Raw genomic sequence first — 22,400 nt, forward strand, 5'->3', positions numbered from 1 at the left:
GCCGAGTTCGTCCCGGTCAAGGGCACCACCGAGGCCGAGGTCGCCGACGCGGCCCAGCTGTCCTCGCTGGCCGACGAGACGCCCGAGGGCCGCTCGATCGTCGTCCCGGCCAAGGAGAGGTACGGGCTGCGCGAGCGGCACCAGGGCGAGCTGGTCGGCGCCGAGTGGATCGAGTTCACCGCCCAGACCCGCATGTCGGGTGTGGACGTCGACGGCCGGAAGATCCGCAAGGGCGCCACCGCCTCGGTCATCGCCTGGGTCGAGGAGCAGGGCGGCACCGTCGCCAAGGACGCGGACGCGGCAGCCAACCGCATCTCCGAGGCTGGCGGCACCCCGCTGCTGGTCGCCGTGAACGACGACAAGGGCGCCCGCGTCCTGGGAGTCATCCATCTCAAGGACGTCGTCAAGGACGGCATGCGGGAGCGGTTCGAGGAGCTGCGCCGCATGGGCATCAAGACCGTCATGATCACGGGTGACAACCCGCTGACCGCGAAGGCGATCGCCGAGGAGGCGGGCGTCGACGACTTCCTCGCGGAGGCGACTCCCGAGGACAAGATGGCCCTGATCAAGCGGGAGCAGGCGGGCGGCAAGCTGGTCGCGATGACCGGTGACGGTACGAACGACGCGCCCGCGCTCGCCCAGGCGGACGTCGGCGTGGCGATGAACACCGGTACGTCGGCCGCCAAGGAGGCCGGCAACATGGTCGACCTCGACTCCAACCCGACCAAGCTCATCGAGATCGTGGAGATCGGCAAGCAGCTGCTGATCACGCGCGGTGCGCTGACCACCTTCTCCATCGCCAACGACGTCGCGAAGTACTTCGCGATCATCCCGGCGCTGTTCGCGGCGGTCTACCCGGGCCTGGACAAGCTCAACATCATGCACCTGTCCTCGCCCAACTCCGCGATCCTGTCGGCCGTCGTCTTCAACGCGCTGATCATCATCGCCCTGGTGCCGCTCTCCCTGAAGGGCGTGCGGTACCGGCCGATGAGCGCCGACAGGATGCTGCGGCGCAACCTCGGGATCTACGGCATCGGCGGCCTGATCGCGCCCTTCATCGGCATCAAGATCATCGACCTGCTCATCTCCCTCATCCCCGGAATCGGCTGATCGCCATGAACAACTCCGTCACGAACACCGCCCGGTTGCTCGGGGCGGGCCTGCGCGCCCTCCTCGTGCTGACCCTGGTGACCGGTGTCATCTACCCGCTGGTCGTCACCGGCATCGCCCAGGGGCTGTTCCACGACAAGGCGAACGGCTCCGAGATCAAGGCGGACGGCAAGGTCGTCGGCTCGTCCCTGATCGGGCAGTCGTACAACCTGCCGCTGAAGAAGGGGCAGCAGACGCCGGACGTGGACCTGAAGTGGTTCCAGGGCCGCCCGTCGAACGGCCTCGGCAGCAACAGCGTCAACACGCAGTACAAGCTGATCCTGTCGGGTGCCACCAACCTGTCAGCCGACAACGGCGCGATCGACGGCAAGTGCACGGACAAGTCCCCGGAAGGCTCGCTCTGCGCCCAGGTGCGGGACGCCAAGGCCGCCGTAGTGAAGGACAACTCGGTGTCCGGCTACAAGGTGAAGGACTCCGACGTACCCGCGGACGCGGTGACCTCCTCCGGCTCCGGTCTGGACCCGGACATCTCCCCGGCCTACGCCGAACTCCAGGTCCACCGGGTCGCCGCGAAGAACGGCCTGCCGCTCGCGCAGGTGGAGAAGCTGGTCGAGGACCACACCGAGGGCCGGACCCTGGGCTTCATGGGCGAGCCGCGGGTGAACGTCCTGGAGCTGAACATCGCGCTCAAGGACCTTGTGGCGAAGCACTGATGGGATAACGCGATACGCGCGGGAGTCGCCGGGCCGGGAGGCATCCTGGTTCCGTCGGCTCCCGCGGTCTTGACGTCGGTTGCCTCGCGTCCGGCGCCCCCCGGCCCGACGTACGAGAGGAAAGGCACACACCCATGACCAGGGTGCTCGTGGTGGAGGACGACCCGCAGCTGGTGCGGGCCCTCGTGATCAACCTGCAGGCACGTCACTACGGCGTGGACGCCGCCCCCGACGGCGCCACCGCTCTCCGCCTGGCCGCCGCCCGCCAGCCGGACGTGGTGATGCTCGATCTCGGCCTGCCGGACATGGACGGCGTCGACGTCATCACGGCCCTGCGCGGCTGGACCCGTGTCCCGATCCTGGTCCTCTCCGCCCGCCAGGCGTCCGACGAGAAGGTCGCGGCCCTCGACGCGGGCGCCGACGACTACGTCACCAAGCCGTTCAGCATGGACGAACTGCTGGCCCGGCTGCGGGCCGCCGTCCGCCGCACCGAGGACACCCCGCTGGTCCCCGAGACGACTCTGGTCGAGACGGAGCACTTCACCCTCGACCTGCTGGCGAAGAAGGCTGTACGGGACGGGCGGGACGTACGCCTGACCCCGACCGAGTGGCACCTGCTGGAGATCCTGGTGACGAACCCCGGCCGGCTGATCACCCAGAAGCAGCTGCTGCAGGAGGTGTGGGGCGTCTCCCAGAGCAACAAGACCAATTACCTGCGCGTCTACATGGCCCAGCTGCGACGCAAACTGGAAAAAGACCCCTCCCACCCCCGTTATCTCATCACCGAGCCCGGCATGGGCTACCGCTTCGAAGGGTGAACATGGCACGCGGCAAGCTCCGGATCTACCTCGGCGCGGCACCCGGCGTCGGCAAGACCTACGCCATGCTCTCCGAGGCGCACCGCCGGGTGGAGCGGGGCACCGACTGCGTCGTCGCCTTCGTCGAGCACCACAGGCGGCCGCGCACCGAGGTGATGCTGCACGGCCTGGAGCAGGTGCCGCGCAAGGACATCACGTACCGGGACAGCACCTTCACCGAGATGGACGTCGACGCCGTCCTCGCCCGGCGCCCCCAGGTCGCCCTGGTCGACGAACTCGCGCACACCAACGTCCCCGGCTCGCGCAACGTCAAGCGCTGGCAGGATGTGGAGGAGCTGCTCGCCGCCGGGATCGACGTGATCTCGACGGTCAACATCCAGCACCTCGAATCGCTGGGTGACGTCGTGGAGTCGATCACGGGGGTGCGGCAGCGCGAGACCGTGCCGGACGAGGTGGTACGGCGAGCCGACCAGATCGAGCTGGTCGACATGTCCCCGGAGGCGCTGCGCCGCCGGATGGCGCACGGCAACATCTACAAGCCGGACAAGGTCGACGCGGCGCTCTCCAACTACTTCCGCCCGGGGAACCTGACCGCCCTGCGCGAGCTGGCGCTGCTGTGGGTGGCCGACCGGGTCGACGCATACCTGACCGAGTACCGTGCCGAGCACCGCGTCTCCACGATCTGGGGCTCGCGCGAGCGGATCGTGGTCGGGCTCACCGGGGGCCCGGAGGGGCGCACCCTCATCCGCCGCGCTGCCCGGCTCGCCGAGAAGGGAGCCGGTGGTGAGGTACTGGCGCTCTACATCTCCCGCAGCGACGGCCTGACCTCGGCCTCCCCGAAGGAACTGGCCGTCCAGCGCACCCTGGTGGAGGATCTGGGCGGCACCTTCCACCATGTCGTCGGCGACGACATATCGAACGCCCTGCTGGACTTCGCCCGAGGTGTCAACGCCACCCAGATCGTCCTCGGTGTCTCCCGCCGCAAGGGCTGGCAGTACGTCTTCGGGCCCGGCGTCGGCGCGACGGTGGCCCGGGAATCCGGCCCTGACCTGGACGTCCACCTCATCACCCACGACGAGGTGGGCAAGGGCCGCGGTCTGCCCGTCCCCGGCAGGGGCGCGCGGCTCGGCCGGGCCCGGCTCATCTGGGGCTGGCTGACCGGCCTCGGCGGCCCGCTGCTGCTGACCTGGCTCCTGAGCAGCCTCGTCCCCGAGGTGGGGCTCGCCAACGACATGCTGCTGTTCCTGACCATGACGGTGGCGGCGGCCCTGCTCGGCGGACTCTTCCCCGCCCTGGCCTCGGCGGTGGCCGGATCCCTCCTGCTGAACTGGTACTTCACCCCACCGGTCCACACCTGGACGATCGCCGACCCGAAGAACATCGTCGCCATCGCCGTGTTCTTCGGCGTCGCCGTGTCCGTCGCGTCCGTGGTGGACCTGGCCGCCCGCCGCACCCACCAGGCGGCCCGGCTCCGCGCCGAGTCGGAGATCCTCTCCTTCCTCGCGGGCAACGTCCTGCGCGGCGAGACCACCCTGGAAGCACTCCTGGACCGGGTCCGCGAGACCTTCGGCATGGAGTCGGCCGCCCTGCTGGAACGCGAGAGCGACATCGCGCCCTGGACCTGCGCCGGCAGCGTCGGCCCCCGCCCCTGCACCACCCCCGACGACGCGGACGTCGACGTCCCGGTCGGCGACCACATGTCACTCGCACTCTCCGGCCGTGTCCTGCCCGCCGAGGACCGCCGCGTCCTGGCCGCGTTCGCCGCGCAGGCCGCCGTGGTCCTGGACCGCCAGCGCCTGCAGCAGAAGGCCGACGAGGCCAAGGAACTGGCCGAGGGCAACCGCATCCGCACCGCCCTGCTCGCCGCCGTCAGCCACGACCTGCGCACCCCGCTCGCCGGCATCAAGGCCGCCGTCACATCCCTCCGCTCGGACGACGTCGAATGGTCCCCCCAGGACCAGGCCGACCTCCTGGAGGCCATCGAGGAGGGCGCCGACCGCCTGGACCACCTCGTCGGCAACCTCCTCGACATGTCCCGCCTCCAGACCGGCACGGTCACGCCGATCATCCGCGAGACCGACCTGGACGAGGTGATCCCGATGGCCCTGGGCGGCGTACCGGAGGACAGCGTGGACCTCGACGTCCCGGAGACGCTGCCCATGGTCGACGTGGACCGCGGCCTGCTGGAGCGCTCGGTCGCCAACGTGGTCGAGAACGCGGTGAAGTACAGTCCGCCGGGGGAGCGGGTCCTGGTCTCCGCCAGCGCGATCGCCGACCGCGTGGAGGTCCGGGTCGTGGACCGCGGGCCCGGCGTCCCGGACGAGGCCAAGTCCCGCATCTTCGAACCGTTCCAGCGCTACGGCGACTCACCGCGCGGCGCCGGAGTCGGCCTCGGCCTCGCGGTGGCCCGCGGCTTCGCAGAGGCCATCGGCGGCACCCTCAACGCCGAGGACACCCCCGGCGGCGGCCTCACCATGGTCCTCACCCTGCCGACGGCACCCCAACGCCGCCCGGAGGAGCCCGACCGCGCGTCCGCGGTCCCGACATGAGCCGCCGAGCTTCCGAGAGATTCAGGCGCCGGGCGGAACCGTGGCGAACTCCTTCGCCGTGGGCGACGGAACCGTACGACTGGGCCCCGGGGCAAGCGGACGGCTCGCAAGCGACCGGGAGTGCAGATACTCCGCTGAGGGCGCCAAGGCAAGCGCGCGCCTGGGGCGTGACGCTCGTTTGACGCTCCGAGGGTCTGACCGCTCGCGCCGTGCGTCCCGCCTGCGGCTTTGCGCAGCGATACGCGGATGAGGAGTGCTTTCCCTCTGCTTGTGAGGGTGGTTGGGGAAACGTCTTGACGCTCGTTCGACGCTGTCCCTGACGGAAAGTCATAGTGCTCGTTCAGCGACTATCGAGTAGAAGGTCCTGGCTGTCCCTCTGTCCTTCCTTGGGCCGGTCGGCAGGCAGCCGGCATTGCAGGCGCCGGAGTAAGCACCGCCCTGCCGACAGCTGTCGACCGACTGCGGCTTGCCCGACATCGTCCCGGCCCGTCGGCGGGGACGTCATTGACGCAGAACGCAAGCCGTTCCTGTCGTAGGAGCAGCCGATCGAAGACCGGTTGCCGGCTCGGGGCCAGGGAGTCTTGCCGGGCCGCGGTGTTGTTGTTGCGTGCTCGGTCAACCGGTTTGCACGCGGTGCCGATGCCCTCCCCGGCGAGCCGCGGAAGACTGGACGCCTCCTTCTGGACCGATGAGGAGGCGGCGCGCGGTGCGGATCGTCTGTGTCGACGGTGGACGCGAGTGGGACGTGGAGGTGCGCTTCGGCCGCCCGGACGCCACCCTCGCCGATCTGGCCGCGGCCGTGGGAATGCCAGGCCATGTGCTTGCCGTCGACGGCCGGGTGATGCCCCCCGAGACGGTGGTGAACGAGTCCGGTCTCGTGCACGGGTCACGGGTGGCCGGTGCCCGTGGGCCTGTGGCCGGCGGACTACGGAAGCCGGCGGTCATCCTGCGGCTGGTGGGAGGTCTGGAGGCGGGCCGCAGTCTCCCGCTGGCGGCGGGCCGCACGATCGTCGGGCGTGGAGCGGAAGCGGACATCCGTGTTGTGGCCACGGGCGTGTCACGGCTCCATGCCGCGTTCGATGTCCTGCCCGACGGCCGGGTCACCGTCACCGACCTCGGCTCGGCGAACGGCACGGACGTCGACGGCGTGAGGATCCACGATGCGGTCCCCGTCCATGCCGACGACCTGGTGTCGCTCGGCGGTGAACTGCTTGTCCGGGTGCTGCCCGCTGACCGGCTCGGTCCGGTGCAGCGGATCAACGCCGTCCGCGAGGCCGGGCCCGGTGGGTCGCTGCCGTTCAACCGCCCGCCGAGGGGCGGGCGTCCGGCCGGCTCGGTGTCGATCGTCGTCCCCGCGCCGCCGGCTCGCACCCACAAGGCTCCCTTCAGCCTTGCAGCCCTGCTCGGCCCGCTGGCCATGGCCGCCGCGACCGTTGTGCTGACCGGCGATCCGCGCTATGCGGCCATCGCGGCGCTCACCCCGCTGATGTTCCTGGCCAACTTCGCCGAGGAACGCCTGCGCGGCAGGTCCGCGCTGCGCCGGGGGAGTCGTGAATACGCCGCCCGGCTGGCGGAGTTCGAGACGGCGGTGGAGCGCCGGCACACCGAAGAGATACGGTCCCGCCGCGCGGCCCACCCCGATCCGGCCGAGGTGCTCTACCGGGCGACTGCCCCAGGGACCGCGCTGTGGGAGCGGCGCCCGGCCGCGGACGACTTCCTCCAGCTCGTGGCCGGGACGGCCGACCTGCCCTGGGACCCGCCGTTGGAGCAGGGCTCCACCGAGCCGGCACCGGAACCCGCGGCCGTACTCGCGCGCAGGTCCGTACTGCCGCAGGTGCCCGTGGTGGTGGGTGTCTCGGCGGGTGAGGCCGTGGGCTTCGAGGGCAACCGGAAGGCGTGCCTGGCCGTCGCCCGGTCCCTGCTGTGCCAGGCCGTGGTGGGCAGCGGGCCCGCGGACGTCACAGTCGCGGTGTTCACCGATGCCGACCGGCTCGCCGACTGGGACTGGACCAAGTGGCTGCCGCACGGAGCCGACGTACGATCCGGGACGACACGGCTGGTGGCGGTCGGTCCGGAGCAGGCCGACACGCTGGCCCAGCACCTGCTCGCCGCGGGGCCGCCCGCACAGGCCGCGGCCGGTCGGCCGACCACGGGCCCGGTGCTGCTCGTGGTCGTGGACGGGGCCACCTTGCTGGAGGGCCGCCCCAACCGGCTGCGGGACCTGATCGCGGGCACGTCCGTACGCTGCGGGGCGCTGGTGCTGACCACCCGCCTGCCCGCGCTGTGCACCTCCGTGGTCACCGCCTCGCCCGTGGGCATCGGGCAGGTCCGTGACGTGGCCCTGGGCGTCACCGTGGAGCGGGTGCTGCTCGACGGCGTTCCGTTGTCCGAAGCTCGGGACACCGCGCGGGCGCTGGCCCGCTTCGAGGACCCGGAACTGCGGATCGAGGGCGCCGGACTGCCCGACCGGATCTCTCTGCTCCCCCTGCTGGACCTGGAGAGCGTGGACGGCGCCGCGGTGGCCGGCCACTGGAAGAAACGGGTACCCGAGCTCCGGGTCCGGGCGGTGCTGGGCGTCACCGAACGCGACCTGTTCACCGTCGACCTCGATGACGACGGTCCGCACGCGCTCATCGCCGGGACGACCGGTTCCGGCAAGAGTGAACTGCTGCGCACGCTCATCGCGAGCATGGCGGTCGACGCGGACCCGGAGCACCTCACCTTCGCGCTGATCGACTACAAGGGCGGCGGCGCTCTGGACGAATGCGCCGCACTGCCGCACACCGTCGGCCTGGTCACCGACCTCGACGAGCAACTCAGCGAACGTGCCCTGCGTTGCCTGGAAGCCGAACTGCACCACCGCGAACGGCTGTTGCGCGAGACGGGCCTGAGCCACGTGCGCGACTACCAGCGGCTGCGGGATACCGGGCGGACCGAACTCGAGCCGATGCCGCGGCTGGCGGTGGTCATCGACGAGTTCGCCACGCTGGTCAAGGCGCTGCCGGACTTCGTGGACGCCCTCGTCGGCATCGCGCAGCGCGGCCGCAGCCTGGGCGTGCATCTGATCATGGCGACGCAGCGGCCCGCCGGCTCCGTCAACGACGCGATCAAGAACAACGTCAAACTCCGCATCGCGCTCCGGCTGGAATCCACCGGCGACTCGCAGGACGTCATCGACAATCCGGCCGCCGCCGCGATCGGCAGCCGGCAGTGGGGCCGCGCCTTCTACCGGCTCAGCGCTCGTGAAGTTGTACCGGTGCAGACCGCTCTGTCCACCGGCGTCACCCCCGAGACGGCCGTCACGGCCCCGGCGACCGCGGGCCCCTTCCTGCTGGCCCTGCCCGCCGCCGAGCCGAGCACGGCGGAAACCGACGGGGCAACCGACCTGCAGCGCCTGGTCGCGGCCGCCAGGGAAGCGGCAGGGTTGGCCGGTTTCGCCGAGCCACGGCGGCCCTGGCCCGACCCCCTGCCCGCTGTCGTACGCGCCGCCGATCTGCCGCCCCTCGCGGAACGCGGTCTGCAGACGGAGGCCGTCGGCCTCCCCACGTACGCCCTCGCTGATGACCCCGAGCGGCAGCGGCAGTACCCGGTCGGCTGGGATCCCGCAGCGGGAAACGTCCTGATCTACGGCGGCGGCGGTTCCGGGACGTCCACCGCCCTGGCCGCCCTCGCCCTGGCCTACGCCGGCGCCGAGCCGCCGGAGCGGTGCCACATCTTCGCCCTCGACATGGGCGCGGGCGACCTGGCGCCGCTGGCCGGCCTGCCGCACACCGGGGCCCACATCGGGCCGGCCGAACGCGAGCGGCAGGTCCGCCTCGTCCGGTTGCTGCGCCGGGAACTCGACGAGCGCAAGACGCGCGGCGTCGCGGCGTCCGGCCAGGGGGTATCGGCCCCGGACTGGCTGGTACTCCTGGACAACCTCGGGGCGCTGCTGTCGGACTTCGACAAGGACATCGCCGGGATGAACCTCATCGACGAACTGGCCCGGGTCTACGCGGACGGGCCGGCCGTCGGCATCCGCTTCGCCGTCACCGCCGACCGCTCCGGCGCCGTGCCGTCCGCGTGGGCGGCACTGACCCAGCAGAAACTGCTGATGCGCATGGCCGATCCCGGCGAGTACGGCTACTTCGACGTGCCGCGCGGCGCGGTCCCCGGCTACGTACCCGGACGCGCGCTGGTGGCCGCGACCCGCCAGGTGATCCAGATCGCCCTGCCCGCCGAGGACCTCGCCACCGCGGTGGCCGCCTGCGCCGCCCGCTGGCCCGGCGCCGCCACCACCGCGCCCCGCGTCGGCACGCTGCCTGCCGAGGTCACCCTCGGCGCCCTCGCGGCACCGGCTGCGGTGGCCGCCGAGCCCTGGTACATCCCGGTCGGTCTGGACGCGGACACCCTCGGCGGCACGGCCCTGCGGCTGTACGAACAGGAGCACGCGCTGATCGCCGGGCCACAACGGTCCGGACGCTCCAGCGCCCTGTGCACGATCGCCCGCCAGGTGACCGCCGCGGCGGACCCGCCGGCCGTGGTCGCGTTCGCCTCCCGCCGCTCGCCGCTGCGCGAACTGCCCGGGCTGACCGCGCTCGTCATCGAATACGGCGCCCTCGAAGCGGCCCTCACCGCGCTGCCGGGCCCCACCCTCCTCCTCGTCGACGACGCGGACACGGTCGAGGACGACCTCGGCGTCCTGGACCGCTGGCTGTCCGCGGCCGGACCCGGACACCACCTCGTCGCCGCCGGGCGCGCCGACGCCCTGCGCCGTACCTACGGCCACTGGACCCAGCGCGCCCGTGACAGCCGCTGCGGCGTCCTGCTCGCCCCGGACCACGACCTCGACGGCGACCTGCTCGGCACCACCCTGCCCCGGCACGACCGCCTGGCGGCTCTTCCGGGCCGTGGCTATCTGGTCATCGACGGCGTCGCGGGTGGGGTGCAGGTGGCGTGTTGACAATCCCTGCGCGCAGCGTCAACGGGTCTGCGCTGGACATCAACGACAGGGCGAATTCGGCAGCGGAGAATTTTGGCGACAGCAGTGGCCTGTGAGAGGAGTAGGAAATGGCGGTCACGTCCACCGATACCGCACACGCGGAAGCCACGAAGATGATGAGCATCATCACGAACGAGCTTCCCGGAATCATCGGAAAACTCAACAGCCACGGCCGGACCCTCAGCGACCCCAAGCACTGGGACGGCCCACTGGCGCAGAAGTTCCGCGGCGAGGTGTGGCCCCAGGCCAGCAGGGATCTGGACAAGATCCACAACGCGCTGCGTGAACTCCAGCAGCAGGTGCAGAAGATCCTCACTGCCATCGACAAGGCCGGCGGCAAGTAAGCGTCAACAGCCGCGCGGGACCTGCAGATCAGGGGATCACTGATGTCCGAGACAGAGCCGGCGAAGGCCGCGGGAGGCCGGCAGAGGACGACCGAGACGCCGACGGGCGAGCTGTCCGCGGACGACCTGGCGCTGCTCGGTGCCGAATCGCTACGCAGGTCCGACCCGCCGGACATCGGCCCCTACCGGGTGCTCGCCCGGCTGGGCGGCGGGGGGATGGGCCGGCTGTACCTCGGCCGGGAGGCCGAGGCCGAGGGCATGTATGGGGCGCGCTCGCTCGTCGCAGTCAAGGTGATCCGCTCGGAGTACGCCGAGGACGAGCGGTTTCGCCGCCGCTTCGAGCGCGAGGTCGAGGCGGTGCGCCGGGTGCATGGCACGTACACCGCCGAACTCCTCGACTCCGGCTACGACCGCGACGAACTGCTATGGATGGCCACGGCCTACGTACCCGGGCTCAACCTGGGCGACGCCATCGAGCGGTGCGGGTCCCTGCCCGCGCCGGTCGTGTGGCGGCTGGCGTACGAGATCGGGCAGGCGCTCACCGCGATCGCCACTGTAGGCATCGTCCACCGCGACCTCAAACCGTCCAACGTCCTGCTGGGCCCGGACGGTGCGCGCATCATCGACTTCGGGGTCGCACACACCGCCGACGCGAGTTCGCTGACCATGACCGGCCAGCACCTGGGTACACCGGCGTTCATGTCCCCGGAGCAGGCAGACGGCCGGGAGGTGGGCACGGCCTCGGACGTGTTCTCCCTCGGCTCGGTCCTCGCCGTGACGGTCACGGGTTCGGCTCCCTTCGGGGAGGGAAGCACCGGCGACGTCATCCACCGGATCATCTATGCGCCGCCGAGCGAGCAGGTGCTCGCCGAGGTCGCACGCCGCGATCCCGGCCTCGCCGAACTGATCGGCCGGTGCCTGGACAAGGACCCGCGGCGGCGGCCGAGCCCGCAGGACGTCGTCGAGGCCACACGGGGGCATGCTGTCGACGGGGAGTGGCCGGACGCGGTCGCCGAGACCGTCGCCGCACGGGCGGGCTGGCGCGGGACGGCGGTGGCGGTGCCGCCCATGGACCAGTTGACGATTCTGCGCCGCACCAAGCCCGAGGACCCGGGGAAGGAGGCGTCCGGCCGACGCCGGTGGCCGCTGGTGGTGGGCGCGGCGGCAGCGGTCGCGATCGCGGGAGCGGCTGTCGCCCTGGCGGCTTCCGGAGGAGACGCCGCCCGCCAGGTGGCCGCGACCACGTCCGCCGGGTCACATTCCTCCGCCACCGCCACGAGCTCCCCGCGCGCCAAGCCGGCCTCTCCGCGGCCGCAGTCCCGGCCCAGGACGTCCGCGACCGCGACTGTCGCGGCTCCACCCCCGCCGGGGAACCCGCCGGCCGGCGGCGCCACGGACCCTGCCCAGCCGCAGCAGCCCTACGATCCCCCGCCGGCCACGCGGCCCACCAACTCGGCCCCGACCACGAAACCCGCACCTCCGCCCACCACCCCCGCCGAGCCCTGGAAGTCCTGCACGTACTACTCCGGCACCACCCTCACGGTCTACGGCCAGAAGGGCTCCCGCGTGAAGGAAGTCCAGTGCATCCTCAAGGCCCGCGGCTACAACATCGGCCCCAGCGGCGTGGACGGCATCTTCGGCTACGACACGCTGACCGAGGTCAAGAAGTTCCAGAGCAACAACCACCTCCGGGTCGACGGCGAGGTCGGCGTCAACACCTGGGCCGCGCTACGTGCGTGAGATCCGAGGAAGGCCCTTGCCGAATCCGAGCCCGCCAGTCAAATACAGCATCGCCGCAGCTTGTCTCCTGTGCGGTGGCATGGTTCCAGCGGCGGTGGGCCTGGACGGCTTGGTGCTGGTGACGGCGGCGCCGGGCGGACCAGTGCAGGACGTGCCCGAGGTCGCGGCGAACTGCTGGAAGAGCCGTGACGCGGAGCACCGTGAGCAGTTCGCGGGGCCGGCGGGGATGAGCGCGATGCAGGCGGCCGCGGCGGCGGTGCGGGAGCGCCGGTGAGGTCCTTCGCACCCTCGAAGTCCTCTTCACCCACCTGGTGCAGATGATGCCGACGAGGCCGACAAGGCTGACGGGAGTGGTGGATGGCAGCGGTGGAAGGACAGTTCACGGGTGCAGCAGTCGCGGTTGTGCTCGGCCTTGGCGGCCAAGGCGTAGTCGAAACCGAGGGTCCGGGCAGTTCGTCTCAGCTCCTGCCGCACCATGCTGCCTTCGGTCATTTCCCGCACCAGCAGCCGCGCATCACGGCGCGGGAAGCAGTCGGCCGTTCTCACAGAACTTGATTGGAACCTCTGCGGCCTGGGCGCAGGCAGGTAGCGGCGTGTTTCGTACGGCGTCCAGGGCCAGACGCATCAGCCTTACCGTGGGTTGTGCGCTGATGGTCAATCACGCGGCGTTCGCAGTCAATGACGGGTGGATGCCGCTCCAGCAGCATCGTTATCGGCCTCTTTGGCTGAGGCTTCTCAGGATCCGACAGCCGGTGCACGACTTTTCGGACGGATGGTGGGCAGGTGACGCACCAGCAAGGAGAGGTCGCATACGACTTCACCGCGGCGGAAGACCTCAGCTGGGCTCTCACGTATCTCAGTAACAGGCTACGAGAACTGGCGGCGCTCCGAAGCAGGCTCAGGTCGAAGGACCTGGAGTGTCCGGACGCGCCACCTGTCACCGTGCCATGGCGCGGAAGTCATTGGCATGACTTCAGGTCGCATTTCGACACCGAGCAGGCCGCGCTGGCTGGTTTCGCCGAGGATGCGATGAGGCTGAAGGCACGGGTGGACGCGGCGACGGAGGCGGCCCGCAGGGCACGCTCCGGTAAACACTGAGGGGCCCGGCATGGGAACGGCCTCTGCGACCCCCGAAAAGCTCATTGAGTACTCCGTCCAGGCCACCGGTGCCACGGGGGAACTCGCGGCATGGCTACGCGGCGGCTTCAATCAGTATCTCGTCGCCTACCAGGCCGGGGCTGTGGACTTCGGCAACGACATCCTCGGACTCACCGGATCCCATCGCGGGACGGACACCATCGGCGTCGAAGTAGACGCGCTACTGACCCGAATCTACTCGACCGACGAACACGTGAGGGTGGTCGGCAACGCTTTCGCTCTGGCGGGCGGCTATTACCGGTTCGTGCTGCCGGCGCGGAGCGTGGGGCCCGTCAAGACTTTTGACCTGGCGGTCCAGACTCAGGAGTCCACCGCACAGGCCCAGCAGCCAATCGTACCCACCGAAGGCCTTCAGGGTCCGGTAGCGACGCTGAGCGGCCCGGACCCGGGGCTCGCCGGGGACCGGGTACTGACGTACAACGGGCAAGATTATCGGATCAGTGACCGGGAGATTAATAGAGATCCCGTCGAGCGGCAGGTTCTCGACTACCTGAACAACGGTCTCAAGGTGAATGGTAAATACGCGGAAGAGGGTGGAAGCGGAATCCAGTATTTGCCCATGGTGCGCCGTGGCGGCCGCACTGCCGACTTGGTGCGCGTCAGATGGGACGGGCCGAATATCGTTGAAGTGACGAGGGTGGATATCGTTAGCCGGAGCAACAACAAGGTCAACGGTGCCATCATGCGACTCAAGGATAAGGCGGGCCAACTCGGCAAGGCGCGGCAGGCGGATTCGGTGGTGCTCGATCTGCGGGGAGTGAGTGAGGAGGACGCCAACAAAATCCTGGCGGAGGCCCGCAAACAAGGGGTCGATCTCGACGCGGTACGGGTGATCAGGATCGACGGCGAGAGCTCCTACGACATGACGGAGGCACTCAAGAGTGGCGGATCGCGCCTCTCGGACGTCGATCCGGTCGTCGGCGCGGGCGGGAGCAGAAGCGGGAGCGGCATGCTTCCGGAGCAGGGCCGCAGGCCGGGGCGCAATCCTGAGGAAGGCGGATTCCCTGGGGGAGCCCCCGAACCTGTGGAGCCGATAGACCCCATTGAGCCCGTTGAATGACTGCGCTAGGCTCGCCGACCGAGTCGCCGCACTGGAGGAACCGTGAGTATTAAATGCCCCTGTGGGAAGCTGTTCAGTGGATCGGGGAATCCGGGCGAAGAATTCCGAATGGTGCCCGACGAGTTCTTCGATCTGATCGCTTATCCAGAGGCTTCCGAATTGCAGAGCAATGAACGTCAGGCGGCGATCGAGCAATCTTTTTCATCACTCTTCGTCTGCGGCAACTGCGGGCGGCTACTCTGGGAGAACAAGGACGGTGATGTCGTCCCTTACGCCGTAGAGGTGACCCCGCCCCGCGTGTGGGCGGACTTCTCCGACCTCGACGAACTGGGGCGCGTGCGGCTGCGTCACCCCACGAGCCTGGCCGACATCAAACGTCAGAAGCTGCTCTTGAACCCGCCGTTGCGTCTCATCCTCCACGACGGTTCGGGCAACGAACACCCGGGTGAGGCCAATTTCGGGCTCGACGCGTCGGGCAGCCTCGATGAGAACCTATGGGCGGTCACGCTCGACGCCGATCTCCCTTAGCTTCAGCCGTCACGGATCGGCGGGGCGGTTGTTCGCGGGGTACCGGGTGGAATCCGGGATCACGCCACCGGGCCGACCACGCTCTCCGGCTCCTGCTGGCCGACGAGTTGGTGGGAAAACCCGGCACGTCCGGCACTTGAGGCGGCAGCGTCCAGGTACCGCACAGGCCGCAAGACGGCGCTGACCGGATCACCCGCCGCGTCCGTGACCGTGGGACCGGCCCCGGCGTTCGGAATCTCGACGGCGACGGATTCCGAGGGTCCAGTGCGGATGACACGGCGAAGCCGCCGGCTCCGAGACCCTGGACACCGCGGTTATGAAGGCGGGTTCGGCCGTCGTCGCCTTGGACCACTGGGCCGACAGCGTCGGTCGCGAGTTCGAGGAGGCCGGTCGGAATTTCGGTCTCACCCCGTCGGCGGATCTGCGGCTCGGACGGAGCGGTGGCATTCGCCAGGATGTATCCGCCGCAGAAGTTGACGTCGTTGTTCAAAGGCGGTTCCAACGAGCAGCGGGCCGCGTGCCTCGCGTTCTTCAACGCGGACCTGCTGGGCGATCCTCGGCAGGCCGATTCCCTCCCGGCCGGTGGGGCAGCCACGTCACAGGTCACTGCCGTACCCGCCGACCCTGCCCCAGCCGCTGCTCGCGGTACGTGCCCGGCGTGACCCCGTAAGCCGACTTGAACGTCCGGTTGAACACCGCTGGGTCGCGGAAGCCCCAGCGCCTCGCGATCTCGCACACGCTGCGCTGCGCCTTGGCGGGGTCGGACAGATCGGCCCGGCAGTGCTCCAGGCGTCGTTCGCGCAGGAATGCGCCGACGGTGCGCCCGTCCCGCTGGAAGAGGTGGTGCAGGTAGCGCAGCGAGATGTGGTTGGCGGCGGCGATGGAGGTGAGTGACAGATCGGGGTCGTGCAGGTGGTGCTCGATGTACGTCTTGATGTCGCGGAGCAGCAAGTCGGTGGCGGAGGGGGCAGGTTGCGGGCAGGTGGGTAGCGGTTCGGTCGGGCGTGGGCCGGTCCGGCCGCCCCGAAGCAGTGCGATCTCGCTGTCGAGGAAGGCCGTCGCGAGGTTGACGGCGGCGGTGCCCAGCCAGGCGGTGTGTCGGTCCTCGGCGGAAGGCACGTGCGTGGCCAGCCCGAAGACGAAGGACGCGAGGAGGGCCGCCGGGCCCGACCCGGTCGGCGCGGGACGCCCGGAGACGTCGCGCAGCACCTCGCCGGGCAGCGGCAAGGCCGCTTCGGGCAGGTGCAGGACCAGCGCGCGGACCGGGTCGGAGTCGGCGGACGCGACGGCGTAGAGCCGGAACGGCTCGGTGGGCTCCCACAACATCACGCTGCCGGACTCCAGCCGGATGAGCCGCCGATCGCGGCGGAGGACCAGTGGCCCGCGGGGTGCGAAGACCATGTGCCAGGTCAGCGGCAGGCCGCTGGCATACCGGTCTCCCATCTTCTGAACGGCTGGTGGCGCGGGCAGGCTGAGCAACGACAGCCGTACCGGCCCCAGATCGACATGGCGACGGTCCGTGGGGTCGGGCACGGCCGTCCGTACCGGAACCTGAAGCTCGCCGGGCAGGGCGGTTGCCAGAGCTTCCGGGCGGTCGGCGGCGGCGTGGTACCGCCGCCCAGCGCCCAAGCCCGGCCTTCTGGCGGCAGGCGGCCGACGGCGCCTGCCGGGGGTGGTCGACGTGGTGTTCGCGATCTCCAGCTCGTCCGTGCCGGGCGAGCTGCCGTTGGCCGTCATGTCGGAATTCCCCCGCAGCGTGCATAAGTGGCGTGCGCACCCGCAGCGGCCGGACCGGAAGCCCGGGCGTGGGCCGAAGGCTTCCGCGTCCAGGGCGTCACGTGCCGCCGCACGGTTCCTCTCCCGGGGCGGCGAGGGCGGCCGATCCGCGGCCGTCGTGCAGGTGCCTCTCCGAGTCTGGGGCGGGCGGACGGCTGCGGGCCAGAGCCGCCCGCCAGTTGCCTCAATCGTGGGACTGACGCCCTTCTGACCTGCGGAGACGTCCGGCGGATGGGTCGCGGGACGGGACGCCTGTGAGATAGTGGGCCCTGCACGGGAAGGGGGACGCCGTCGTGGGACGCTGGCAGCCGCTGCGGGGCGACCTGCCCGCCGAGGTGGCCCGGCTGGTGCGAGAACTGCGCCAGTACGTGGACCGGTGCGAGATGAACACCATGACCGTCGCGGCCAAGACCGGTTACAGCCGTAGTTCCTGGCTGCGCTACCTCAACGGCCGGAGACTGCCCCCTTGGACGGCGGTCGCCGAGCTCGGACGGCTGGCACAGGTAGACGCCGAGTTCCTGCGTGTGCTGTGGGAATCGGCGGCCCACGCCTGGACGGGAGAGCGCCCGGCCGACGACACCGACCCGTCACCCGCACCGCTGCGTCCGGCAGGTGACGTACGGGCCCCGGATCCCCCGGACGCCGTGCCCACAGGCCCCTTACCGGCTGAGGACCGGCCGTCCTCGCGTGGCTTTCGAGTGCCGCACGCGGGCGTACTGGCCGCAGTCGCCGCTTGCTCGCTGCTGGCCATCCTGCTGCTCGCCCGGCCATGGGACAGCTGGACCAGCGGGACGGAGGCCGGCCGCCTGCCGGCCGGCGCTCCATCCGGAGCGCCGGCCTGGCCGTGGCCCTTGCACAGCGCGGCGGACGGGGCGGCCGCAGGGTGTCGGGCGGCCGGCTGCCGGGGCCTGGACCCCTACCGCGAAAGGTGTGACCGGGACAGTGTCGTCGTCCACCGGCTGCGCGCGTACGGCCGCGTCCTGACGCTTCAGTACAGCCCCGCCTGCCGGGCGAGCTGGGCGGAGGTCGACACCGCGGCGGCGACGGCAGGGTTGCGGATCGCCACGACGGGCGGCGACCAGCAGACGGCCACCGGCGGCGGGGCGTACACGGCGATGGTGGCGAGCGGGCCGGACGCGGCACGTGCCACGGTCGTCGTTCATGGCCGACAACTCGGCGTCGCACAGTACGACAGCTGGATCGACGCCGTCAGCGGCAGCGCGTGAGGGTCACGGAGTCCGTGTGCAGCCGATGGAACCGCCCGGCGTCATAGACCTCGTAGACGCCGTCCGGTGCCTGGCGCAACGGGAGGCCGTAGCGTTCGCCCTGATAGACCATCCACTGCCCGACGGGGACCATACGCTCCGCTGCGGCGCCCCAGGTGGCCGGCCCGACGATCCCGTCCGCGGACAGGTGGTGATTGCTCTGCCAGACGCGGGTGGCCTCGGCCGTCGCCTCGTCGTACGTGCAGGTGACCCCGGAGCGTGCCGAGTATCCGTCGGCCCACAGCACGCTCTGCCACAGGCCGATCAGGTCGCTGCGCCGGCTGCGGCCGACCGCCAACTGCTGTGTGGCTCCAAGCCCGTCGGCGACGAGCACGCCGCCACGCCGGTCGCGGGACTGGTGGTCCCGCGGGGCTCCGGACCCCGCACATACCACCGCCAGAATCACTACGCACAGCGCGGCGCGCGCCGTCGTCCCTTCGCCCATGGCACCGCCTCACCGTCGTGACGTCAAATGCGTTGTATGCGCGCCCAGTTGTGCAAAACCAGCGGTTCCGCGATCGCCCGCGTAGATACAGTAGGGAAGAAAGTGATGATCCCGGAGAGCACTGGCCCGGAGGGCGTACGTGACTGACTGGAAGCCGTTACCCGGCGGCCTCGCCTCGGACGTCCGGCATCTGGTCGCCGAACTGCGGAACTTGAAGGACCACGCCGGGCTGAGTCTGGCCGTACTCGGCGGCCGCACCCCGTACAGCAAGTCCTCCTGGGAACGCTATCTGAACGGCAAGGCACTGCCACCGCAGCACGCGGTGACCTCCCTCGGAAAGCTGGCCGACGCCGATCCCGCCCGGCTCGTGGCGCTGTGGGAACTGGCGAACACCGCTTGGCACGACCATGGAACCAGTGAAACGGACGGGCCCCGCGATGCCGCCGACGGCCACGACCGGCCGTTCGAGGAATCCGCTCCCATAACGGAGCGCGCTCCCGCCGCACAGGCCGAAGAGCCGCCGTCCGTGAGCCGTCGGTTCGGCCGGCGGCAGCTGATCCGGACGGTGGTCGCCCTGGCCGCCGTCGTTGGCCTGTCCGTCTCGCTTTACGGCGCTTTCGGCCGGCATTCGGGCGCGCACGGCGACCGGGACGGCGCCGTGGTCAAGGACGCACCGACCAGGCAACTCGACGTGAACTGCTTCGCGGACAGCTGTGCCGGAAAAAACCCCGGACAAACCGGCTGCGGCGGCGACGCCTGGACCGCTGCCCTGTACAAGGTCGCCGGGGTCTACGTGGAGCTGCGCTACAGCGATGCCTGCAAGGCTGCCTGGTCCCGTATCAGCTGGGGACACCCCGGCGACATCGCCCGGGTTGTCGGCGAGGGGGGCCGGACATACCAGAACAAGGTCCACTACGACACCGACACGTTCAGCGCTATGGTCGCCGCGCCGAGCCCCTCAACGGCCAAGGCGTGTGTTCTGCTCACCTCCGGGGTGCACGCCTGCACCTCCCCGGGCGGCACCCAGCACCTCACCGAGCCCCCGAACCCGCCCACCCCGGCCACCACCTCCGTGACGGACGGCCCGAGGTAACACTCCGGCGGGGGCGTTACACATCCGTTAGTAGGCGTGCCGGTCGGGCTTCGTCTCCCAGGCTTCGTACGCGCTCGCGCCCAGCTCCGGATGGATCTGCTCGATGTGGATCCGGCGCTGGTCCAGCGGCTTCTGGAAGTCCTCGTACTGGAAGATGTCATCGAAGCCGATCTTCCGCGTGGCGTCCAGGTCGCAGCTGAAGTAGACGTTGTCGATGCGCGACCAGTAGATGGCGCTCATGCACATGGGGCACGGTGCGCCACTGATGTAGATCGAACAGCCCTGGAGCATCCGGGCCCGCTCCGGGACCGGGTCGGGGGAGCCTTCGGGGCGCGGCACGTATTCCAGGGTGCCCTCGTTCTGGTGCTCTTCCGAGATGGTGGGCGCCTCCTCGTTGAGGAGCTGGGACGCCTTGCGGATGGTCTCTATCTCGGCATGTGCGGTCGGGTCGCCGGTCAAAAGGACGCGGTTCTGGCCGCGGGCGATGATCTCGCCGTCCCGGGTGAGCACGGCACCGAACGGGCCGCCCCAGCCGTGCTCCACCGACTCCGTGGCCAGCCGTACCGCTTCCGCCATGCACTCCTTGTGACCCATGACGACCTCCACTCCGCACCGGCTCGGGCATTCCGATCGATTGCACAGGATTCGGGGAGCTTGATGACATTTTCTCCATTTGTCTCATAAGTCCCTTTATGGCTACGCTACTCCGTATGAGCGCCAGCGCAAACCGCGGCCGTGGCGCCGCCGGAGCAACCGTGGTGACCTCGCAGAAGGTCGTGCCCGGTCGCGAGGAGGACTACAAACGCTGGCAGGAGCAGGTGAACCGGGCCGTACGGGCCTTCGACGGCTTCGAGGGATCGGAGCTGTACCCGCCCGACTCCGCCGAGGACGACCAGTGGGTCGTGGTGTTCCGCTTCTCGGACGTCGACCGGTTGAGCGCCTGGCTCGGGTCGGCGACTCGCCGGGAACTCCTCGACGCCAGCCGCGACTTGTTCGAGGAGGAGCCCTCCCAGGAGGTTCTGCGCGGAGGGCAACCGGCTGAGGAAGCCGTGACGGCCGTCGTCTCCCACACGGTGCGGCGAGGTCGCGAGCAGGACTTCGAGCGCTGGCAGGACAAGGTCCTGAGGGCCCAGCACAAGTGCCCGGGTTTCATGGGGGCCGAACTCTTCTCGCCCGTCGAGGGCATCCAGGACCGCTGGGTCGTTGTGTTCCGGTTCGACACCCGCGAACACCTCGACCAGTGGCTGCAGTCGGATGTCCGCAGGAAACTGCTGGACGAGGGGCGCGACTACTTCGCCGACTACGACGTGCGCAAGATCGCGTCGGCCTTCAGCGGATGGTTCCGCTTCGGCGAAGGGGAGCAGGCGGGTGTCCCGCCCAACTGGAAGCAGGCCATGTCCGTTCTTCTCGCGCTCTACCCCACCGTCATGGTGCTCAACCTCACCGTAGGCCGCGCCCTCACGCATGCCGGCGTTGCGGGGTACCTCGGCCTTTTCATCTCGAACGTGCTGAGTGTTTCGCTTCTGACCTGGCTTCTGATGCCACGGGTCGTCAACCGTGCCCTGGCCTTCTGGCTGGCACCCGACCGACCGCGTTCGCGCCGCACCGATCTGGTGGGTGCGGCCGTCGTGGCGGTGTGTTACGCGGCGCTCCTCGCGGTTTTCGGTCTCACCGGCTGAGATCAGAGGGCGTATCGCCCACCCTCAACCGCCAAAGTGAATCAGCGGCTTGATGATGCCGTCTGCCCTGGCTTCCATCATCCGGAATGCCCTTTCGACCTCGTCGAAGCCGAACGCGTGGGTCGTCATCGGGGTGGGGTCCACCCTGCCGTGCTCCATCAGCCGGAAGATCCGCCTCAGGCGCTCCCTGCCTCCTCGGTTCAGCCCGCCGTGGACATGCTTGTCGGACATCCCGTATCCGAAGGGCTCCAGCGGGATCCTCAGTGGTTCAGGAACCTCGCCGTGGTAGCCGACATTGGAGATGTGGCCGCCCGGCTTGGTGACGCGGAACGTCGCCTCCCAGGTACCCGGTGTGCCCAGCGCCTCGATGGCCGCGTCCACACCCTGCCCGTCCGTCAGTTCAAGGATGCGCTCGACGGGATCGCAGTGCGTGTGATCGACGATCACATCGGCACCGAAGTGACGGGCCAGTTCCTGGCGTTCGGGCCGCGATTCGACGGCGATGATGAATCCGGCGCCGCGCAGCCGGCACCCGATGGTGGCCGAAAGACCCACCGCTCCCTGAGCGAAGACGGCGACGGTCTGCCCGAAGTCGAGCTCAGCGTGTTCGGCGGCGACGAACCCGGTCGACAGCATGTCCGTCGCGTACAAAGCCTGGTGGTCGGACAGTGTCTGGGGAATCGGAGCGAGATTCGCCTGTGCGTCGTTCACCAGGAAGTACTCCGCCAGGTTGCCGTCCCGCTGCACGGTGAACCTGGCTCCACCCATCATTCTGCCTCCGCATTGCGAGGACAGACCGCGCTGACAGAATTCGCATTGAAAGCAGGGCGTGACTCCGCCCACCGCCACGCGTTCACCTTCGGTGAGTCCTTCCACCGCGGAGCCGAGCGCATGGATCGTTCCCACGGCCTCGTGCCCCAGGGTGACATCCGGGGCTACCGGGATCGCTCCCCTCACCGTATGGACGTCGGAACTGCAGATCATCGCGGTGGTCGTACGCACCACGGCCTCATTCGGTCCCGGTTCCGGAACACGTTTGTCGAGGACGGCGACCTCGCCGACGTTCCTCATGACGAAGCATTTCATGGTGTCTGTGGGCCATCCCTGCCGGTCACGAGTCGTTTCCCCGCGGGCTCCGCGG

18 protein-coding genes are annotated in these 22,400 nt (G+C 69.9%); 14 read left to right on the forward strand and 4 right to left on the reverse strand.

Annotated elements, in window-relative coordinates:
- From kdpB to ACZ418_RS38970, 11 genes are all read left to right on the forward strand, one after another.
- On the forward strand, positions 1-1,110 hold a 1,110-nt coding region (gene kdpB, locus ACZ418_RS38920), incomplete at its 5' end, for a potassium-transporting ATPase subunit KdpB (RefSeq protein ID WP_468372548.1).
- A gap of 5 nt (positions 1,111-1,115) precedes the next feature.
- Positions 1,116-1,823, forward strand: a complete 708-nt coding sequence (locus tag ACZ418_RS38925; protein ID WP_468372550.1) for a potassium-transporting ATPase subunit C — start codon at positions 1,116-1,118, stop codon at positions 1,821-1,823.
- Positions 1,824-1,957: 134 nt separating this feature from the next.
- On the forward strand, positions 1,958-2,641 hold the full coding sequence (locus ACZ418_RS38930) for a response regulator (protein ID WP_468372552.1): 684 nt from the start codon (positions 1,958-1,960) through the stop codon (positions 2,639-2,641).
- Positions 2,642-2,643: 2 nt separating this feature from the next.
- Complete coding sequence (locus ACZ418_RS38935; RefSeq protein WP_468372554.1) at positions 2,644-5,190, forward strand: DUF4118 domain-containing protein; 2,547 nt, start codon at positions 2,644-2,646, stop codon at positions 5,188-5,190.
- A 706-nt stretch (positions 5,191-5,896) separates the two neighbouring features.
- The gene (locus tag ACZ418_RS38940; protein WP_468372556.1) at positions 5,897-10,132 is read left to right on the forward strand and encodes an FtsK/SpoIIIE domain-containing protein; all 4,236 of its coding nucleotides are present in this window, start codon (positions 5,897-5,899) and stop codon (positions 10,130-10,132) included.
- A 107-nt stretch (positions 10,133-10,239) separates the two neighbouring features.
- Complete coding sequence (locus ACZ418_RS38945; RefSeq protein WP_468372559.1) at positions 10,240-10,515, forward strand: hypothetical protein; 276 nt, start codon at positions 10,240-10,242, stop codon at positions 10,513-10,515.
- Positions 10,516-10,557: 42 nt separating this feature from the next.
- Positions 10,558-12,255, forward strand: a complete 1,698-nt coding sequence (locus tag ACZ418_RS38950) for a protein kinase domain-containing protein (protein WP_468372560.1) — start codon at positions 10,558-10,560, stop codon at positions 12,253-12,255.
- 79 nt (positions 12,256-12,334) lie between these two features.
- Positions 12,335-12,529, forward strand: a complete 195-nt coding sequence (locus ACZ418_RS38955; RefSeq protein WP_468372563.1) for a hypothetical protein — start codon at positions 12,335-12,337, stop codon at positions 12,527-12,529.
- A 509-nt stretch (positions 12,530-13,038) separates the two neighbouring features.
- The gene (locus tag ACZ418_RS38960) at positions 13,039-13,353 is read left to right on the forward strand and encodes a hypothetical protein (protein WP_468372566.1); all 315 of its coding nucleotides are present in this window, start codon (positions 13,039-13,041) and stop codon (positions 13,351-13,353) included.
- Positions 13,354-13,363: 10 nt separating this feature from the next.
- Positions 13,364-14,473: a hypothetical protein gene (locus ACZ418_RS38965; protein WP_468372568.1), complete on the forward strand. Its 1,110-nt coding sequence runs from the start codon at positions 13,364-13,366 to the stop codon at positions 14,471-14,473.
- A gap of 108 nt (positions 14,474-14,581) precedes the next feature.
- On the forward strand, positions 14,582-15,001 hold the full coding sequence (locus tag ACZ418_RS38970) for a hypothetical protein (protein WP_468372571.1): 420 nt from the start codon (positions 14,582-14,584) through the stop codon (positions 14,999-15,001).
- A 603-nt stretch (positions 15,002-15,604) separates the two neighbouring features.
- Here ACZ418_RS38970 and ACZ418_RS38975 read toward each other — a convergent pair.
- Positions 15,605-16,738 (reverse strand): helix-turn-helix transcriptional regulator, encoded by a 1,134-nt coding sequence (locus ACZ418_RS38975; protein ID WP_468372573.1) that lies wholly within the window; start codon positions 16,736-16,738, stop codon positions 15,605-15,607.
- A 332-nt stretch (positions 16,739-17,070) separates the two neighbouring features.
- Here ACZ418_RS38975 and ACZ418_RS38980 point away from each other — a divergent pair, with 332 nt between their 5' ends.
- Positions 17,071-18,003 (forward strand): helix-turn-helix domain-containing protein, encoded by a 933-nt coding sequence (locus tag ACZ418_RS38980; RefSeq protein ID WP_468372576.1) that lies wholly within the window; start codon positions 17,071-17,073, stop codon positions 18,001-18,003.
- On the opposite strand, the gene ACZ418_RS38985 is transcribed toward ACZ418_RS38980, so the two are convergent.
- Entirely contained in the window at positions 17,987-18,487 is a 501-nt protein-coding gene (locus ACZ418_RS38985; RefSeq protein ID WP_468372579.1) for a peptidoglycan-binding domain-containing protein, read from the reverse strand. The genes ACZ418_RS38980 and ACZ418_RS38985 overlap by 17 nt on opposite strands.
- Positions 18,488-18,626: 139 nt before the next feature.
- Here ACZ418_RS38985 and ACZ418_RS38990 point away from each other — a divergent pair, with 139 nt between their 5' ends.
- Positions 18,627-19,580: a helix-turn-helix domain-containing protein gene (locus ACZ418_RS38990; protein ID WP_468372581.1), complete on the forward strand. Its 954-nt coding sequence runs from the start codon at positions 18,627-18,629 to the stop codon at positions 19,578-19,580.
- A 27-nt stretch (positions 19,581-19,607) separates the two neighbouring features.
- Here the strand turns inward: ACZ418_RS38990 and ACZ418_RS38995 are convergent, their stop codons facing one another.
- A complete protein-coding gene (locus ACZ418_RS38995; protein ID WP_468372584.1) occupies positions 19,608-20,174 on the reverse strand; it encodes a nucleoside deaminase in 567 nt (188 codons plus the stop codon).
- A gap of 116 nt (positions 20,175-20,290) precedes the next feature.
- Here ACZ418_RS38995 and ACZ418_RS39000 point away from each other — a divergent pair, with 116 nt between their 5' ends.
- The gene (locus ACZ418_RS39000) at positions 20,291-21,259 is read left to right on the forward strand and encodes an antibiotic biosynthesis monooxygenase (RefSeq protein ID WP_468372586.1); all 969 of its coding nucleotides are present in this window, start codon (positions 20,291-20,293) and stop codon (positions 21,257-21,259) included.
- A gap of 24 nt (positions 21,260-21,283) precedes the next feature.
- On the opposite strand, the gene ACZ418_RS39005 is transcribed toward ACZ418_RS39000, so the two are convergent.
- Positions 21,284-22,330: a zinc-binding dehydrogenase gene (locus ACZ418_RS39005; RefSeq protein WP_468372589.1), complete on the reverse strand. Its 1,047-nt coding sequence runs from the start codon at positions 22,328-22,330 to the stop codon at positions 21,284-21,286.
- Positions 22,331-22,400 lie beyond the last annotated feature (70 nt).

It is taken from the genome of Streptomyces sp. NPDC030820, assembly GCF_055572075.1.

Coding starts and splice junctions, on each gene's coding strand:
- ACZ418_RS38965 (WP_468372568.1), top strand. CDS start 13,364: ATGGGAACGGCCTCTGCGACCCCCGAAAAGCTCATTGAGTACTCCGTC.
- ACZ418_RS38925 (WP_468372550.1), top strand. CDS start 1,116: ATGAACAACTCCGTCACGAACACCGCCCGGTTGCTCGGGGCGGGCCTG.
- ACZ418_RS39000 (WP_468372586.1), top strand. CDS start 20,291: ATGAGCGCCAGCGCAAACCGCGGCCGTGGCGCCGCCGGAGCAACCGTG.
- ACZ418_RS38930 (WP_468372552.1), top strand. CDS start 1,958: ATGACCAGGGTGCTCGTGGTGGAGGACGACCCGCAGCTGGTGCGGGCC.
- ACZ418_RS38950 (WP_468372560.1), top strand. CDS start 10,558: ATGTCCGAGACAGAGCCGGCGAAGGCCGCGGGAGGCCGGCAGAGGACG.
- ACZ418_RS38945 (WP_468372559.1), top strand. CDS start 10,240: ATGGCGGTCACGTCCACCGATACCGCACACGCGGAAGCCACGAAGATG.
- ACZ418_RS38955 (WP_468372563.1), top strand. CDS start 12,335: ATGGTTCCAGCGGCGGTGGGCCTGGACGGCTTGGTGCTGGTGACGGCG.
- ACZ418_RS38935 (WP_468372554.1), top strand. CDS start 2,644: ATGGCACGCGGCAAGCTCCGGATCTACCTCGGCGCGGCACCCGGCGTC.
- ACZ418_RS39005 (WP_468372589.1), bottom strand. CDS start 22,330: ATGAGGAACGTCGGCGAGGTCGCCGTCCTCGACAAACGTGTTCCGGAA.
- ACZ418_RS38995 (WP_468372584.1), bottom strand. CDS start 20,174: ATGGGTCACAAGGAGTGCATGGCGGAAGCGGTACGGCTGGCCACGGAG.
- ACZ418_RS38985 (WP_468372579.1), bottom strand. CDS start 18,487: ATGGGCGAAGGGACGACGGCGCGCGCCGCGCTGTGCGTAGTGATTCTG.
- ACZ418_RS38970 (WP_468372571.1), top strand. CDS start 14,582: ATGGTGCCCGACGAGTTCTTCGATCTGATCGCTTATCCAGAGGCTTCC.
- ACZ418_RS38975 (WP_468372573.1), bottom strand. CDS start 16,738: ATGACGGCCAACGGCAGCTCGCCCGGCACGGACGAGCTGGAGATCGCG.